Genomic DNA, 15,442 nt, shown 5'->3' with positions numbered 1-15,442 from the left:
ATATGTCTATAGTACACAAAATCGGAAGAAGAAAAACTTCTGTTGCAAGAGTTTATGTGAAGCCAGGAACTGGTAACATCACTATAAACGGTAAAGATGCTAAAACTTATTTCTGTACGGATGTTTTGGTTTATAAAGTGAATCAGCCATTTTTGTTAACAGAAACTTTAGGTCAATATGACTTAACTGTTAATGTTTTTGGAGGAGGGATCACTGGTCAGGCAGAAGCTATCAGACTTGGTGTTTCTAGAGCGCTATGCGAGATCAACGAAGAATTCAGATTGGCTCTTAAGCCACACGGATTGTTGACTAGAGATGCAAGAATGGTAGAAAGAAAGAAACCAGGTCAGAAAAAAGCGAGAAAGAGATTCCAATTCTCAAAACGTTAATTTTTTTCGGACATCAGATCGGACGTCAGATATTTTATCGATTGTCTTATTTCTGAAGTCTATTATCTAACCAAAAAATATTGCCCGTTATGTTTAGCATCCAAACTTTACTCCCATCTAAAGTAAAGTTGATTGCAGAAAAGCGGAACGTAAACTAACAAAAACAAGAAAACATGGCAAAAGCAAATGTAAAAGACCTTTTAGAGGCTGGTGTACACTTCGGTCACATGACCAGAAAGTGGAATCCAAATATGGCTCCATACATTTTCATGGAGAAAAACGGTATTCACATCGTAGATTTACATAAAACAGCTGTTAAATTGGACGAAGCTTGTACGGCTTTGGAAAAATTGACTTCTGCAGGTAAAAAAGTCCTTTTCGTAGCTACTAAGAAGCAAGCGAAAGAAGTAGTGGCAAAACACGCTGCTGAACTTAACATGCCTTATATTACAGAAAGATGGCCAGGTGGTATGCTTACAAACTTTGTAACTATCAGAAAAGCGGTTAAGAAAATGAACTCTATCGATAAAATGAAGAAAGATGGTACTTTCGAAACTTTATCTAAAAAAGAGAGATTGCAAGTTGATCGTCAAAGAGCTAATCTTGAGAAAAACTTGGGGTCTATCGCAGACATGGTTCGTCTTCCTTCAGCTATCTTCGTAGTTGATATTATGAGAGAGCACATCGCAGTAACAGAAGCTAAAAAATTGGGTATCCCGGTTTTCGGTATCGTTGATACTAACTCAGATCCTAGAAAAGTGGATTTTGTGATCCCAGGAAATGATGATGCTTCTAAATCTATTGATATGTTGTTGAGCGTAGTTTCAGAATCTATCAAAGAAGGTTTATCTCAAAGAAAAGCAGACAAAGAAAAATCTAAAGAAGAAGGCGAAAAAGTTTCTGCAGACGCAGATGCTGATTTCGATGCAGAATAATCAATAGATCTTCTACAAAATAAAGGCGGTTCAATTATTTGAATCGCTTTTTTATTTATAAAGATCTGGGCAGCTTTATCCGCCTTCCGCTCCCAATCTTTTTTGCAGACGATTTCAGTCTAAAAAGAACTCGGCGACCATGCAAAAAAGGATTTCCGCTCAAGTCGGGCTGCGCTTCGCAAGATTGAACTTTTATTCATTAATTCAAGATTTTTCATTTAGTTAAATTTTTACAAATAAAAAACCCTTCCAAAGTTTCAAACTCTGAAAGGGTTGTATTTTATAAAATCAAAAGTATAATTACCCTTTGAATTCTCCCATCGCAATGAACTTCTCCTGACGGTCGCTTACCAATTTTTCAACAGGTTCTTTAGAAAGTGTTTTGATATCTTTTAACAATACTTTTTTTACATTTTCAAAAGTTGCTGCAAGATCATAATGAGCACCTCCAAGCGGCTCGGGAATGATCGCGTCAATCAATTTTTGTTTCAGCATATCATCAGCTGTCAGTTTCATTGTGGTCGCTGCAGTTTCTTTATATTCCCAGCTTCTCCAAAGGATTGCAGAACAGTTTTCCGGAGAGATTACAGAATACCAAGTGTTTTCCATCATATAGACCTTGTTTCCAACACCAATTCCCAAAGCGCCACCACTTGCACCTTCACCAATAATCACAGTAATGATCGGAGTTTTCAATTGGCACATTTCGTAGATATTTCTGGCGATCGCTTCACCTTGTCCACGCTCTTCTGCTTCAAGACCAGGATAAGCTCCAGGTGTATCAACCAATGTCACTACAGGAATATTGAATTTCTCAGCCAATTTCATAAGTCTAAGAGCTTTTCTATAACCTTCTGGATTGGACATTCCGAAACGTCTGTGCTGGCGTTCCTTGGTTGTTCTGCCTTTCTGGGTTCCGATGATCATTACCGTATTTCCACTGATGCTGGCAATTCCACCCACCATTGCAGGGTCATCACCAAAATTTCTGTCTCCGTGAAGTTCTACAAAACTTCCCGGATCAGCCAGACCATTGATATAATCAAACGTGTAAGGTCTGTCCGGATGTCTGGAAAGTTGAACTTTTTGCCAGGGTGTAAGATTTCCGTATATTTTTTTCTTAGTTTCCTCTATTTTAGTCTTGATCTTTTTGCAGGATTCATCAACATCGATACCGCTTTCTGTGCCTAATTGTACACATTTTTCGTATTGCTCGATCAATTCTTTTACAGGTTGTTCAAATTCTAAATACTCCATATTTTGTTTGGATTAAACCGTTCAAAAATAATCTATTTTTTTTAAATGGATTCTAATATTAATAAAAAGTCTTCGAGAGCCTCAGACTGACAAATTAATTAATTTGAATTGATAGCTTTTTCAATTCTAGCCAACGTCTCTTCTTTTCCAATGATGTTCATAATATCTGGAACATCAGGACCTTTAAGTTCTCCTACTAGAGCAAGACGAAGTGGCATCATCACTTTTCCCATTCCCAAAGAATGCTCTTCTGCAAAATGATGAATCGCTTCTTTCAAGGTTTCTGAATCAAATTCTGATGTCTCCAGTTTAACAGATAAATCTTTTAGAACTGCAGAGGTTGTATCGTTCCAAGCTTTTTTCAATGCTTTTTCATCGTAGGTTGTTGGTGCTTCGAAGAAGAATTTACCATCGTTATAAATATCAATAACGAAAGTTGCTCTTTCTTTCATTAATGAAACTATTTTCATTAATTTGTCATCAGAAAGATTCAAAGATCTTACTTCATCGACTTCTTTTAACAATTCTAAAACTTCTTCATTCGATTTAATTTTAAGATATTCTTGGTTAAACCATTTTGCTTTCTGAGGATCGAATCTTGCGCCTGCTTTATGAACCTTATGAAGGTCAAATTCAGCGATCATCTCGTCCATAGAAATTATTTCTCTGTCATTTGCAGGTGTCCAACCAAGTAGTGCTGTCATATTGATGAAAGCTTCAGGAAAATATCCGGATTCTTTATAGCCTTTCCAGATCTCACCACTTTCCGGATCTTTGAAATCCATCGGGAAAACCGGAAAACCAAATTTTGCGCCGTCTCTTTTGCTTAATTTTCCTTTACCCTCAGGTTTTAGAATCAATGAAAGATGTGCAAACTCAGGGGCTTCCCAATTCATCGCTTCGTAAAGCAAAACATGCAAAGGCATGGATGGTAACCATTCTTCGCCTCGGATGACGTGTGAGATCTTCATTTCGAAATCATCAACTACATTCGCGAAATGGTAAGTTGGCATTCCGTCATTTTTAATCAAAACCTTGTCATCCAAAGTGTTTGTATTTACAGAAAAATTTCCCCTGATAATATCCTGAAGATTCAAAGTTCTGTCAACCGGCATTTTGAAACGAACAACATATGGAATATTTGCATCCAGTAATTTCTGGACTTCTTCCTGGGAAAGAGAAATACTATTCTTTAATTGTTGTCTTGTCTGATAATTGTAAGAGAAAACATCACCTTTAGCTTCGAAGTCTTTTCTGATGGCGTCCAATTCTTCTGGCGTATCAAAAGCCAGATAAGCATAGTCGGTTTTCAAAATCTGCTCTTTGTACCTATCATAAATATCTCTCCTTTCAGATTGCCTGTAAGGAGCATAAGGACCGCCAATTCTTGGACTTTCATCAGGGATAATTCCACACCATTCCAAGGAATTCATAATATAATCTTCTGCACCTTCTACATACCTTGCAGTATCGGTATCCTCTATTCTAAGGACAAATTCTCCTCCCTGATTTTTCGCAAAAAGATAATCATACAAAGCGGTTCTCACACCTCCTAAATGTAAAGCTCCTGTTGGACTTGGTGCAAAACGCACTCTTACTTTTTTCATAAATAGATATTTATTTTACAAGCCATGTTCATGACCAAAAAATTGTGGGGCAAAATTAAGAAATTCTTCCCGTTTTGTCTTTTGAATTTGGTTAATCTTTTTCGAAATGGTATTTTTGTGTATTAAAATAAAAACTATGTTAGAAATAGGCGAAAGACCTTGGGGAAAATATTTTGTGCTAGCAGATGAGCCACATTATAAATTGAAACGAATAGAAGTCAATCCCGGACAGAAATTATCCTACCAATTCCATTACAAAAGACAGGAACAGTGGACAATTATCGAAGGCAATGCAACCATAGTTTTGGATGGTGAGGAAATCCCTTTGGCTTACGGACAAAGCATCTTTATTCCCCTTGGAGCAAAACATAGAATCATGAACCTTACAGACAAACCTGTTGTTTTCATAGAAGTGCAGACAGGAACTTACTTTGGTGAAGATGATATTGTGAGACTGGAGGATGAGTATGATAGGAGTTGATTTTGTTATCAACTTTTTTATTTTGTTTGGATAATTATTATTGATAGATTTGATAACAAATCAAAATACTATGAAAAAAACATTTGTTTTCTTACTTATTATAATAAGCACCCAATTTATTGCACAAAGTTTTGGTCTTGGAACAAATCTAGTAATGGGGCAGATATACAGTTCTTCAGATAGAAAATATAAGGTTGTGTTTCAGAATGACGGAAATTTGGTGATACTGAATAGAAATAATATTGCACAATGGAGCTCTAGGACTGATGGAAAAGGGAAGAAAGCAGTGTTTCAAATGGATGGGAATTTTGTGGTCTATGATTCTTCTGCAAATGCGGTCTTTAGCTCTAATACTAATAATAAGAACGCAATAAGAATGGATATGCAGACTGATGGAAATCTTGTTATCTATAACCGTAATGGTACGGCGCTCTGGGCTTCGCAAACTTCTACGGAAAATGGGAGTGGTTCCAGCAACAATGGTAATTATAGAAATGGAACCATATATAAAGGATATGTTTTTGAAAAAAACAAAAAACTTTATTCTACAAATATGAAGTATTATATAACCTTCCAGAATGACGGAAACCTTGTTTTATACAGCAAATTTAGCCAAACGCCACTATGGTCCAGTAAAACGGATGGTTATGGAAACAGGGCAGAGTTTCAAAATGATGGAAATCTGGTAGTGTATAATAATGCGGACCGCCCAGTATTTTACACCAATACCGAAGGTACAAATGCACAAAAAATATCCATACAGAATGACGGTAATCTGGTCATTTATGATGCTAGAGGCATTGCTCTTTGGGATAAAAATAAATAATGCGACTCGGGCTCTCAAATAATCTTGATAATGATTATTGCAGCAGTATTAATTAAATACTACCTTTTCTGTATAAAATATCCTGAAACATTAGAACAAACTTCTTATATAAAGTTTTATTTTTTTTGTTAAGGATAACTTCAAATATTGTTTCTTCTGTATGTGTTTTTTAGAAAAAGAAGATATAAAATCATTGATGTTTTTGGAAGGAAAAAAAGACAGCTCTTTCCATAAAGTCTTATATAAAGGATGGAAATCTGCGAAATTTTTATAATTGTCAGAATCAATCTCTTTCCATTTATCAAAGAATTCTGAAGTGTCAAAATCATTTTTATGTCCCCAATTATTTATTTTTTCTGAAATTTCATCTTCATTTCTTGCCCAAGATTGATGAATTAGATAATAATCCAAGGGAAGAATTCTGCCAATATTGGTATTTCGGGCATATGCATACTTAGGAGTGTTTGTAATGAGCATACATTTCTCTTCAAATGGAACTATGACAAAATAGCCTTCATTATTCTGCTTAAATAGGGTAACAAAATTTACTTGGAAATTTATGGGTGTCTTAGCAGGTTTTCTTAGTAAATATTTATTTTTTCGTAAAAATTGAGTTAACATTCTGAAATCATAAGCATATTCATCTCCATCCATTTGAATATGCCAGCCACCCGCCCCCATTTTCTCCGCCATCATATTTCTCTGTCTGGTTTCCAGGTCCATTGGCTGCATTCCATCTATATAAAAAGCATCTTTATACAATACAATTTTATTCTCGGTGTCGAGTTTTTTTATATCAATGAAAACATTTTCTGGAATATGGATCTCATTACCAGCCCAAGTTTTATGATTAGCATCATAGCTTATTACGATATGATCTGCATACTCATAAATGTGCTCAAGAGATGTGAAGATATAGGAATAGTCATAAGATAGAAGATACCCGACCTTAATAACGCTTTTTTTGTTACTCATGTTTTATTTTTAATTCCAATTTGGTATATAGCCCATCAAATATTCCTTTTATGTAAGCTTTTGCTAAAGAAAGTTTTAATTTTTTCAAAGCTTTTCTTGTAAGTCTCCATCTTTCTTTGGTGACATAATTTATATTTCCGTTATATAATCGACAAATCCAAATGCGATTTCTGGTCATATAATATTCATAAAAGCTGCCTTTATTGCTTGCAATATTATAAGCTTCACATTTTGTGTTGACTGCTATTTTCCATTTTGTGTTCTTGAGAAGGCGCATACACCACTCAGATTCTTCATAATACATGAAAAAATCTTCATTCATCGATCCTATTTCATCTATTATTTCTTTTCTGAACATAAGGGCACTCCCGTCAATATAATTTATATTGTAATTAAAATGTTGTGTTATTACATTTCTCTTATCTTCTTCAGAATTAGTATGTCCGCCCATAAAACCTTGTTCAGGGAACAATAAGCCACCATCTGAAAATATTTTATTACGGTCATTTCTATAGCAGATCCTAGGTCCTATTATGCCAATATTGGTAAATTCCCTTAAGTTGTCATATAATCTTTTAATGTTGTCTACTGATATTTCAATATCAGGATTCAATAATAGGAAATAATTCTTTCCATCTTCAATTGCTTTTTTTATTGCCAAGTTGTTACCATAGGCATAGCCACCGTTATGATCACTGAGAATGATATTCACATTTTTTTGACACCCTAGTTCTTTTATCAGCTCTTTGTCTTTAGAATTATTGTCTACGACATAGATCGCTTTTTCCGGGAAATTCTCATTTAATAAAGAATTGATTTCTCTGTTGGTGTCGTCAAAAGAATTATAGTTCAGTATGATAATCGCCAGGTCATTCATCGCTTAAAGTTTTTTTCCATTTTTTTTCTGCATTTTGTTCATCAAAATTATTATTAAAATATCTTTCCGCATCTTTTTTTATCTCATCATAGTAGGGTTTATTTTCCAATAAAGAAACTATGTTGTCTCTGAATTTTTCGGGGTCATCCGCCACTAAACATCCATTTGATAACTTTGATGAGAAGCCGTCAATCGATCGTTCGGTTCCTACTATAGGAAGCCCGTAAGAAAGAGCTTCTATCACTTTGATTTTAATGCCAGTACCTTCCAACATTGGGCAGATAGCGATTTTAGACTGTCCATAATATTCCTCTAAGCTTTCTACAAACTCTATTAATTCCACATTGGTCTTTTTTTCAATGCGCCTGCAGATTCTTCCGATAATTACAATGTTAATATTTTTTGGTAAGAAAGGATAAACATTTTCAAAGAACCATTGCATCGATTTTATATTGAAAATATTTTCTGAACCGACAAAAATTAAATCGTATTTTTTCTTAAGATTAGTTTCAAAATGGGCAGGAAAAGAAGGAGGTATATTTATTACTTTTTTTCCTAAAAATCTTTTAAAAACAATATGTTCGTCCTCTGATATTGTTATTATTTTATCAAACTTTGAGAGATTATTTATTTCTTCATTAAAACGTTTGCCAATATCTAATGATTTGTTTTTATAAAATTCATTTAGTGTGATCCAATCATGTGTATCAATAATTTTTTTAGTGTTTTTCATTGATACATCGTCGATTAATCCTGTCCAAAATTCATAATTGATGATAATAATATGATATTTGCCCTTGTTAAAAATTTCCACGAATTCTTTCTTTGCAAAATTTGTCAATGCAAAATTATACGGATTAGGTTTTGTAAAATTTTGTAAAATTTTATGTTCCCAATAATCCAAAGAAGTCTTTTTTTTTGGTGGTCTTTGCCTAATTAAAAACAAATTATCTACAATATCCGAATTGACTTCTGTGGTGTCATTTTGTTCACTGTAGATTTCACTTACACCTACCAGATCAATATGATTTCCTAATTTTTTTAAAATAGAAAGTGTTGTCTTTGCTCTAGTTACATTTCCAGCTCGGCTAGAAAATGGATTTTCCGGGAAAAAAAATAGAATTTTTTTTGTCATAAAGATTTAATGGCTGAATTGTATTTGTTTATGATAGCATTCCATGAGTAATTTTCTAACACATAGTTTTTGGCTTTGTTACCCTCTAAAATTAAATCATTTTGTTTGTGTTCAATATAGTAAATAAGAGCTTGGGAAAATTCAAAACTATTAGTGAAGCTTTTTCCTGTTTCGCTTTTTTTGATATGAGAATATAAGACTTCACATGCTTTGTTTACAATTACAGGAACTTCCAATAACATAGATTCCAATGTTATCAAAGAGAGACTCTCGTAAAATGAGGGCATTATAAGGGCGGAGGCATTTGCAAGCAATGTGTTTTTTAAAGTGTGGTCTACAAATCCTGTTAGGATTATATCATCCCCAAGAATTGTTTTTTTATCAAGAGAATTTTTGCCGACCAATACTAATTTTATATCTAGATATTTTGAGTTTGCCTTTTTGAAATTTTTAAAATACTCGATCATCATAACACAACCCTTATCTTCTACAATTCTTCCTATGTAAATAAAATATTTTTTGGGAGAAAGGTATTCAGGTAATTTGCTTGTTGTTGTATCATAATCATCAAATCCAATTCCAGCGATTTCGGATTCTATTTTTTTTGTCTGGGGATAGACTTTTTCCACCAGATCTTTTTCTGTTTGGGTATTATAAAAAATAAATTTTGGACTGGAAAACAATTGAGCATAACCATCAAGATAGAATTGGGGTTCATCATGAGCTGTAGGAATTAGAATGCTTTTTTCAGCTATTTCTTTAATTCCAATATTGGTAGGGTGATAAAGATAAGTAAAGAAGATAAATGCATTATAATCTTCTTTTTTTTCTTTTATAAAATCAATTAAATCACTTGAGTAAGGGCCTTGTGCTTCCAGCCATTCATTAAAATCGATTGCTTTTTTATTGTATTTTATTCGTTTGTAGAGTAAGTAAGGAAAATTTAAAAAATTTAAATTTTTCGTACTGTATCTATAAATATTTTGAACAATTTTGCTAAGCTGATTAAATCTTTTTAAATCTTTTTTTAATGTTTTGAATCTTCTTACTTTAATATCATTGATGAGTTCCGTTCCTTCAGGATAATAATTATCCCAAAATTCATATTCTATTGCACAAGTTGTAATGACTTCAGTATTATAAAGAGGAGATAATTTTTCAGCAAGCAATCGCGCATGAAGCTCAGCCCCTCCGTTTATTTCCAAACCATATCTTTGAACAACTATTGCAATTTTTTCTTTCATGATTAAAATAGGTAAACCAAGGGGAATTAATTCCTGCCTTTTATTTTTTTTAGAATTTCATTTATTTTTTTTCTAGCCTTATTATAAAAACCTTTTTCAAGATATGTCACTCTTTTCTGTAAAATCTTGTTTTCACTCAATAATTTGATCAGATTGTTTTTTACTTCTTGATTATCTCTTTCTTTCAAAATTGTATTTTCAATAATTTCCAACCTTTTTTTCATTTTTTTGCCTATTGCGTCCAATGAAAAATAATTTTGAATATCTTCTTTTGCTTTCTTTCCTATTTCAGAGGCATAGCTCTGGTTTTCAAATACAAATTTCATCAATTCTGCTGCATGATCCGTATCGGGATCAGACCAATAATTGTTTTTTGGTAAAACGCTCAAATCATACTCATGTTTTATCATTTTATATTTCACCAAAAATGAATTATTGATATTCATGAAATCTAGATTGCCAGAATAACCTGTTGCAATGACCGGCTTACCGAGTGCCATTGCTTCGGCCATTGTGAGACCGAAACCTTCCGAACGATGTAGGGAAATGTAACAATTGGCTTTGTTCATTAAGGCCAACAAATCATTTCTTCTCAGCATTTCTTCTTTATAAATAATGCTTTTATTGTTGCCAATTCTTGTTTTTACTTGGCTTCTTGCTTTTGAAAGATGACTTCCTGGAATAGAAGTTTTGAGAACAAGTTTTACCTTTCCATTATCCTTGCCAAAAGCTTTTTCATAAGCATCTATAACTGCTAACGTATTTTTACGCTCAATGAGACTGTTGTAATCAAAAATGAAAAGAAAATGATAAGATTCACCAGTAAGGTCGGTCTCGAAGTTTTCATTTATATCCTTTTTATCAATATCGATTGCATGAGGAATGTTAATAACGGGGATGTCGGATTTTAAAGACATAGAATCAAGACAATACTTTGAGCAGGTCCAAATCTCATCATAATATTTGAAATATTCTACATATTCATCTGGGAATTCTTCCATTTCCCAAGCCCAATATCCAATATTATATTTGTTTTCAAAAAATTCAGAAGATTTTTCTTTTAAAAAACTCCATATCGTATCCATGTTAACATGAACGATATTGACAGGATAATCATTTATATTGTCATCAAAGTTCACAGAATTATCGTTTAATCTATGACCGAGTTGCATATTGAAGTTGATAGGTTTTGCAGGAACTCCTACTTTTTCTAATGCTTTAAGATTATTACGGATAGCTTCTCCAAAACCAATTTCGGCGTTGAAAAGTCCAGACATATTTACTCCAAATTTTTGCTTTTCTTCACTCATAGCAAATTTTCATATAAAAATTTCTTTTAATTTTTTTTCAAAATCAATTTCTTCATTCAGAACTTTGTCCTTATAAGTTTTAAAATAAGAAATATGTTCAGGATAATTCTCAAGAACGTCTTTTATTTTATTTAAGATCTTAGGAATATTATCATTACTGAAATCAAATTTATACTCATCGGGAATCATCAGGTCTTCATAATATGCAGATGAACCATTTTTTCCAGAAATGATGCAGCAGTCTTGTGAAACCGATTCTCTTAGCATTTTATCTCTTCCCGGATTTTCTCCAAAATCTACATATAACAGAGATTTTGCCATCAGGTTTTTTATCTCTTCAGCATTCATGTTTTGGATAGGAATCCAAGTGAGCTCCGGAGAATTTTTGATTAATTCCGCAATCTCTTCCTTCCCTTTTTTAGGATTGTATAAAATATTTTTATTGGAAAGGTCTTTTTGGATCTGATCAGAGTTTTTCAGAAAGCTTGGATTGATGTAATCACAAACAAAATCTATCTGATTCTCTGGAACTTTATGACTTTTCAAATACAAACTGGACCTAAACGATTGTGCCCAATGAAAAACATTTGGAAACGATTCAAAATGATACTCTTTGTCATCCTGTTTATAGAAAAGCTTTGTCAAAAAACTTTGTTTTCTAATTCTATGGTCCATCAAAATTTTGTAAAAATCTACACTTAACCACCATATGATCTTTTGACTTTTGGGAAATCTCTTAACCAGAAAAGTCATAGATTCCGGAATGATCAGAATATTGTCAGGATTATCTTCAATAAAGGAGATCTCTTTGGTTTTATATATGTTGTAGTTTTTTGCTTTGGCGTTTGTCCGTTTAGGGATATATCGCATAAAAACGTCTCCAACACCCAACTCGATCAATTTATTAGATAATTGATGCAAGGCTTCCGGTCCGCCTGTTACTTTTTTCGGAGGACAGAAGATGACAATTTTTGATGTTTTTTTATACGAGATCATTAAGGAAAGAGTTGATGAAAATTTGATAACAAAACCTTGCCAAATTTATCAGCTATAATAGCATATAATTTTGAAAATCACAACAGTTTAATTTATCAATTCATCCACCCAGTTTTCTACCAGATATTTATCCAAAATCTCTTGAGGGATAACCTTATAAGGTGATTGCAGAAAAGATTGCGGGATCTTTATATTGTCTACATCCTCGATTACAAATATATTTTCCGGATTATAAAAATCATAGGTCACAATGTCGGTGTTGGTCGTGATCAATTTTTTCTTTAGCCCCAGACTCTCAAAAACACGGAAACTTAAGCCTTCTTGCTGATTTCTATTGACATCAAGGATTATTTCCGATTCCTCCATCAAAGCATTGATCTCAGAAATCGATAATGTACATTTTGAAAACTCCAAATAGGGATCATTGTTCTCTTTGGAAGAGAAAATAACGATCTTGCTCTTGATGTTAAGATCATACAAAGCCTCTGCAATTTTCTTGATTACCGGAAATCTCTTGTCATAAGAGCTTATGTTGAAAACTTTGTATTTAAAATGTTTTGGTATTCTATCAATCGTTTTATAAATAAAATTTGGTTTGAAGATCAGATCATATTTGTCGCAGTCTTTCCTTTCAAAAGAAAAAACTTTATCAAATAAGCCAAGAATATTTTTCGTATTCGGATATCTGTTGATAGAATCGTTAATGAGGAGAACAGACTTTTTAGCCTTTTGATTGACTGTTTCAATAGTTTGTTTGGATAAAAAATCAGCTTTGATGTAGATAACAGTATCTATATTATTGATATTCTTAATTTCATCCGTAATAATATCATTATAATGAATGTGCTTAAGATTTACGATACCTAGATTTTTTGTAATAAAATTAAAAGCCTTATGAGTAAAATCTGGGTAAGTATACTCAAAACTATGAAAGTTGACGTGCTTTACCCGATATGATTTTTTCTCCAACGCATCTGCGATGTATTGATTGTAACCCCAGTTGTCAAAGGTAATAAGAAGTATATTTTTTTTGTCTTCGTGCATTCTGCCTTCTATTCTTATGATATAGTTTTGTCCAAAAATTCTTTCAATTCTTTCTCAAAATAGTTTGGTTTGAAATCCGAATAGCTTTCCGAATTTGGGATAAAATCCTTTACATGCAAAAATCTGTCCATTTTTGGATTACTTGTCCAAGCCCAATCTTCTAATTGAATTTGTGGTGAAAATATAGTAAATGTAGGGATTTTCAAAGATTTACTCACATTAGTTGCACCTCCTTCATTTCCAATCAAACATTTGCAAAGACTAGCTACTGCAGCAAATTCCCTTAAGCTTTTGGTGCGAAAATTTTTTATGACCAATTTTTTTACATCTTCTGGAAGTTGATTGTATAATTCTTCAAATAGATCCTCTTGAAAAGGCATATAATTGCAAAGCAGTTTCGAATTTGGTTTGCATTGAAAAATATACTTAATAACCTCCGCCATATATTCGATCGGATAGGTTTTTTCTTCTGAACTACCGAATGTACTCAGCATGATCAGATTATCATCAACAGACAAACCATTTTCTGAAAGGATTCTATGTGCGTTTTCTATTTCTTCTTCTGAAAGATAAATTTTCGGGAATGTTTCTTGAAAATCGATACCCAAAGGTTCTAACATTTGTAATCGATGCTCAATCCCAAATGTTGTGTTTTTTGATTTTAAATTTGTTGCCCTTTTTACCGGGAAATTATACAAAAACTGAGTGTAATTTTTGAAAAATCCAATCCGTGTTTTTGCTCCGGAAAGTAAAGTCAGGATTCCAGTTTCTATTTTGGAGTAAAGGTCAATAACGATATCGAATTTCTGATTTTTTACCTCTGATAAGGTTTTATGAAAACTGTCTTTAAAAAAAATAAAATGATCGATGTACGGATTCCCAACCAAAATCTGAGCGTGTTTTTCTTCTAACAGAAAACTTATCTCAGAATCTGGAAATTTATTTTTCAATAATGGTAAAATTGTACTTGTAACGAGAACGTCACCCATAAATTTTTTCTGTATGACCAATATCTTCATTCTAATTACCGAACTCCAAAAATGTTTTTTCGATAATTTTCACACAATCCAAAAGTTGTTCCTCAGTAATGACCAGTGGTGGTGCTAATCTAATAATATTTCCATGAGTAGGTTTCGCTAGTAAACCATTCTCTTTTAGCTTTACACAAAGATTCCAGGCAGTTTTGCTATCTGGCGTATCATTGATAAGAATTGCATTCAAAAGGCCTTTTCCTCTTACTTTAGTAATTAAACTTGTTTTCTGAATCAATTTTTCAATTTCCGAACGGAAAAGTTGTCCAAGTTCTTCAGCTCTTTCCGAAAGTTTTTCCTCTTCTACAACATCCAAAGCTGCAACAGCAACAGCACAGGCAATCGGGTTTCCTCCAAACGTAGAACCATGTTGTCCAGGTTTGATGACATTCATGATTCCGTCATTTGCCAAGACTGCAGAAACAGGATACATACCACCTGAAAGTGCTTTTCCAAGAATCAAAATATCAGGCTGAACATCTTCGTGATGACAAGCTATCAGTTTTCCGGTTCTTGCGATTCCCGTCTGAACTTCATCAGCTATGAAAAGAACATTATATTTTTTACAAAGCTCCGAAGCGCCTTTCAAAAATCCTTCGTCTGGAACATAAACGCCAGCTTCTCCTTGGATTGGTTCTGTTAGAAATGCCGCAATATTCTTAGCTTCATTTTTAAAAATTTCTTCTAAAGCAGCTAAATCATTGTAAGGTATTTTTATAAATCCGGGTGTAAAAGGTCCATAGTTTTGGTTGGCGTCTGGATCATTTGAAAAGGAAACAATAGTTGTCGTTCTTCCGTGGAAGTTATTTTCACAGACTACTATTTTTGCAGCATTTTCTGCAATACCTTTTACTTCATAACTCCATTTTCGTGCTAATTTTACAGCCGTTTCTACAGCTTCAGCGCCGGAATTCATTGGAAGTACTTTATCAAACCCAAAAAGAGTTGTGATTTTTCTCTCGTATTCTCCAAGATTTGAATTATAAAACGCTCTTGATGTCAGCGCTAGTTTCTTGGCCTGATTTACCAATGCCGCCACAATTTTTGGATGAGAATGTCCTTGATTGACAGCAGAATATGCGGAAAGGAAATCGTAATATTTCTCACCTTCAACATCCCAAACGAAAACACCTTCGCCTTTTTCCAAAACTACGGGTAGCGGATGATAATTATGAGCACCATACTGATTCTCGAGTTCGATGAAATATTGAGAATCCTTTTCCTGAATTGCTGTCGACATACTTTTATTTTTTACAAAAATAATAAATTTGATATCAATCATAGCTAATAAAAATGCCTAACTTTCAAAGTCAGGCATTTTATATATTTATTAAT

The 15,442-nt window shown here is 33.2% G+C and carries 15 protein-coding genes; 4 read left to right on the top strand and 11 right to left on the bottom strand.

All coding sequences use genetic code 11. The features are described 5' to 3' along the window. Positions 1–2 precede the first annotated feature (2 nt). Positions 3–389, top strand: a complete 387-nt coding sequence (gene rpsI / locus BLT30_RS17360; RefSeq protein ID WP_089874983.1) for a 30S ribosomal protein S9 — start codon at positions 3–5, stop codon at positions 387–389. Positions 390–562: 173 nt separating this feature from the next. Then, a complete protein-coding gene (rpsB, locus tag BLT30_RS17355; protein ID WP_089874981.1) occupies positions 563–1,324 on the top strand; it encodes a 30S ribosomal protein S2 in 762 nt (253 codons plus the stop codon). Between the two features lie 300 nt (positions 1,325–1,624). Here rpsB and BLT30_RS17350 read toward each other — a convergent pair whose 3' ends face one another. Then, positions 1,625–2,581 (bottom strand): acetyl-CoA carboxylase carboxyltransferase subunit alpha, encoded by a 957-nt coding sequence (locus BLT30_RS17350; protein ID WP_089874979.1) that lies wholly within the window; start codon positions 2,579–2,581, stop codon positions 1,625–1,627. A gap of 98 nt (positions 2,582–2,679) precedes the next feature. After that, positions 2,680–4,188 (bottom strand): glutamate--tRNA ligase, encoded by a 1,509-nt coding sequence (gene gltX, locus BLT30_RS17345; RefSeq protein ID WP_089874977.1) that lies wholly within the window; start codon positions 4,186–4,188, stop codon positions 2,680–2,682. Between the two features lie 136 nt (positions 4,189–4,324). On the opposite strand from gltX, the gene BLT30_RS17340 reads away from it, so the two are divergent. Both BLT30_RS17340 and BLT30_RS17335 read left to right on the top strand, forming a co-directional pair. Beyond that, positions 4,325–4,669 (top strand): phosphomannose isomerase type II C-terminal cupin domain, encoded by a 345-nt coding sequence (locus tag BLT30_RS17340; protein ID WP_089874974.1) that lies wholly within the window; start codon positions 4,325–4,327, stop codon positions 4,667–4,669. A gap of 70 nt (positions 4,670–4,739) precedes the next feature. Continuing rightward, positions 4,740–5,495 (top strand): hypothetical protein, encoded by a 756-nt coding sequence (locus tag BLT30_RS17335; RefSeq protein WP_089874972.1) that lies wholly within the window; start codon positions 4,740–4,742, stop codon positions 5,493–5,495. A gap of 90 nt (positions 5,496–5,585) precedes the next feature. Here the strand turns inward: BLT30_RS17335 and BLT30_RS17330 are convergent, their stop codons facing one another. The 9 genes from BLT30_RS17330 to rocD form a co-directional block, all read right to left on the bottom strand. Further along, complete coding sequence (locus BLT30_RS17330) at positions 5,586–6,470, bottom strand: hypothetical protein (protein WP_089874969.1); 885 nt, start codon at positions 6,468–6,470, stop codon at positions 5,586–5,588. Next, complete coding sequence (locus tag BLT30_RS17325) at positions 6,463–7,347, bottom strand: glycosyltransferase family 2 protein (RefSeq protein WP_089874967.1); 885 nt, start codon at positions 7,345–7,347, stop codon at positions 6,463–6,465. The genes BLT30_RS17330 and BLT30_RS17325 overlap by 8 nt, the downstream gene beginning before the upstream one ends. Continuing rightward, positions 7,340–8,482 carry a glycosyltransferase gene (locus BLT30_RS17320; RefSeq protein WP_089874964.1) on the bottom strand — a complete coding sequence of 381 codons (1,143 nt, stop codon included), beginning with the start codon at positions 8,480–8,482 and terminating at the stop codon, positions 7,340–7,342. Before BLT30_RS17320 ends, BLT30_RS17325 begins: the two co-directional genes overlap by 8 nt. After that, entirely contained in the window at positions 8,479–9,726 is a 1,248-nt protein-coding gene (locus tag BLT30_RS17315; protein WP_089874962.1) for a glycosyltransferase family 4 protein, read from the bottom strand. The genes BLT30_RS17320 and BLT30_RS17315 overlap by 4 nt, the downstream gene beginning before the upstream one ends. Positions 9,727–9,752: 26 nt before the next feature. Continuing rightward, positions 9,753–11,036, bottom strand: coding sequence for a glycosyltransferase family 4 protein (locus BLT30_RS17310; protein WP_089874960.1), 1,284 nt, complete (start codon positions 11,034–11,036; stop codon positions 9,753–9,755). Positions 11,037–11,045: 9 nt separating this feature from the next. After that, positions 11,046–12,032, bottom strand: a complete 987-nt coding sequence (locus BLT30_RS17305) for a hypothetical protein (RefSeq protein WP_089874959.1) — start codon at positions 12,030–12,032, stop codon at positions 11,046–11,048. A gap of 87 nt (positions 12,033–12,119) precedes the next feature. Continuing rightward, entirely contained in the window at positions 12,120–13,076 is a 957-nt protein-coding gene (locus tag BLT30_RS17300; protein WP_089874957.1) for a WaaS/CpsH family glycosyltransferase, read from the bottom strand. Positions 13,077–13,090: 14 nt separating this feature from the next. After that, positions 13,091–14,065 carry a glycosyltransferase family 9 protein gene (locus BLT30_RS17295; protein ID WP_175487229.1) on the bottom strand — a complete coding sequence of 325 codons (975 nt, stop codon included), beginning with the start codon at positions 14,063–14,065 and terminating at the stop codon, positions 13,091–13,093. A gap of 31 nt (positions 14,066–14,096) precedes the next feature. Continuing rightward, positions 14,097–15,347 carry an ornithine--oxo-acid transaminase gene (rocD, locus tag BLT30_RS17290; RefSeq protein ID WP_089875112.1) on the bottom strand — a complete coding sequence of 417 codons (1,251 nt, stop codon included), beginning with the start codon at positions 15,345–15,347 and terminating at the stop codon, positions 14,097–14,099. Between the last annotated feature and the right edge of the window lie 95 nt (positions 15,348–15,442).

Origin of the sequence: Epilithonimonas hungarica (assembly GCF_900102265.1) — a bacterium.
Lineage (GTDB): Bacteria > Bacteroidota > Bacteroidia > Flavobacteriales > Weeksellaceae > Epilithonimonas > Epilithonimonas hungarica.
Note: the sequence above shows the minus strand (reverse complement) of the source record. Positions and strands in the feature narration are given on the sequence as shown.

Excerpts from the sequence above, each read along its gene's own strand:
- rpsI (WP_089874983.1), top strand. The coding sequence starts at position 3 with ATGTCTATAGTACACAAAATCGGAAGAAGAAAAACTTCTGTTGCAAGA.
- rpsB (WP_089874981.1), top strand. The coding sequence starts at position 563 with ATGGCAAAAGCAAATGTAAAAGACCTTTTAGAGGCTGGTGTACACTTC.
- BLT30_RS17350 (WP_089874979.1), bottom strand. The coding sequence starts at position 2,581 with ATGGAGTATTTAGAATTTGAACAACCTGTAAAAGAATTGATCGAGCAA.
- gltX (WP_089874977.1), bottom strand. The coding sequence starts at position 4,188 with ATGAAAAAAGTAAGAGTGCGTTTTGCACCAAGTCCAACAGGAGCTTTA.
- BLT30_RS17340 (WP_089874974.1), top strand. The coding sequence starts at position 4,325 with ATGTTAGAAATAGGCGAAAGACCTTGGGGAAAATATTTTGTGCTAGCA.
- BLT30_RS17335 (WP_089874972.1), top strand. The coding sequence starts at position 4,740 with ATGAAAAAAACATTTGTTTTCTTACTTATTATAATAAGCACCCAATTT.
- BLT30_RS17330 (WP_089874969.1), bottom strand. The coding sequence starts at position 6,470 with ATGAGTAACAAAAAAAGCGTTATTAAGGTCGGGTATCTTCTATCTTAT.
- BLT30_RS17325 (WP_089874967.1), bottom strand. The coding sequence starts at position 7,347 with ATGAATGACCTGGCGATTATCATACTGAACTATAATTCTTTTGACGAC.
- BLT30_RS17320 (WP_089874964.1), bottom strand. The coding sequence starts at position 8,482 with ATGACAAAAAAAATTCTATTTTTTTTCCCGGAAAATCCATTTTCTAGC.
- BLT30_RS17315 (WP_089874962.1), bottom strand. The coding sequence starts at position 9,726 with ATGAAAGAAAAAATTGCAATAGTTGTTCAAAGATATGGTTTGGAAATA.
- BLT30_RS17310 (WP_089874960.1), bottom strand. The coding sequence starts at position 11,036 with ATGAGTGAAGAAAAGCAAAAATTTGGAGTAAATATGTCTGGACTTTTC.
- BLT30_RS17305 (WP_089874959.1), bottom strand. The coding sequence starts at position 12,032 with ATGATCTCGTATAAAAAAACATCAAAAATTGTCATCTTCTGTCCTCCG.
- BLT30_RS17300 (WP_089874957.1), bottom strand. The coding sequence starts at position 13,076 with ATGCACGAAGACAAAAAAAATATACTTCTTATTACCTTTGACAACTGG.
- BLT30_RS17295 (WP_175487229.1), bottom strand. The coding sequence starts at position 14,065 with ATGGGTGACGTTCTCGTTACAAGTACAATTTTACCATTATTGAAAAAT.
- rocD (WP_089875112.1), bottom strand. The coding sequence starts at position 15,347 with ATGTCGACAGCAATTCAGGAAAAGGATTCTCAATATTTCATCGAACTC.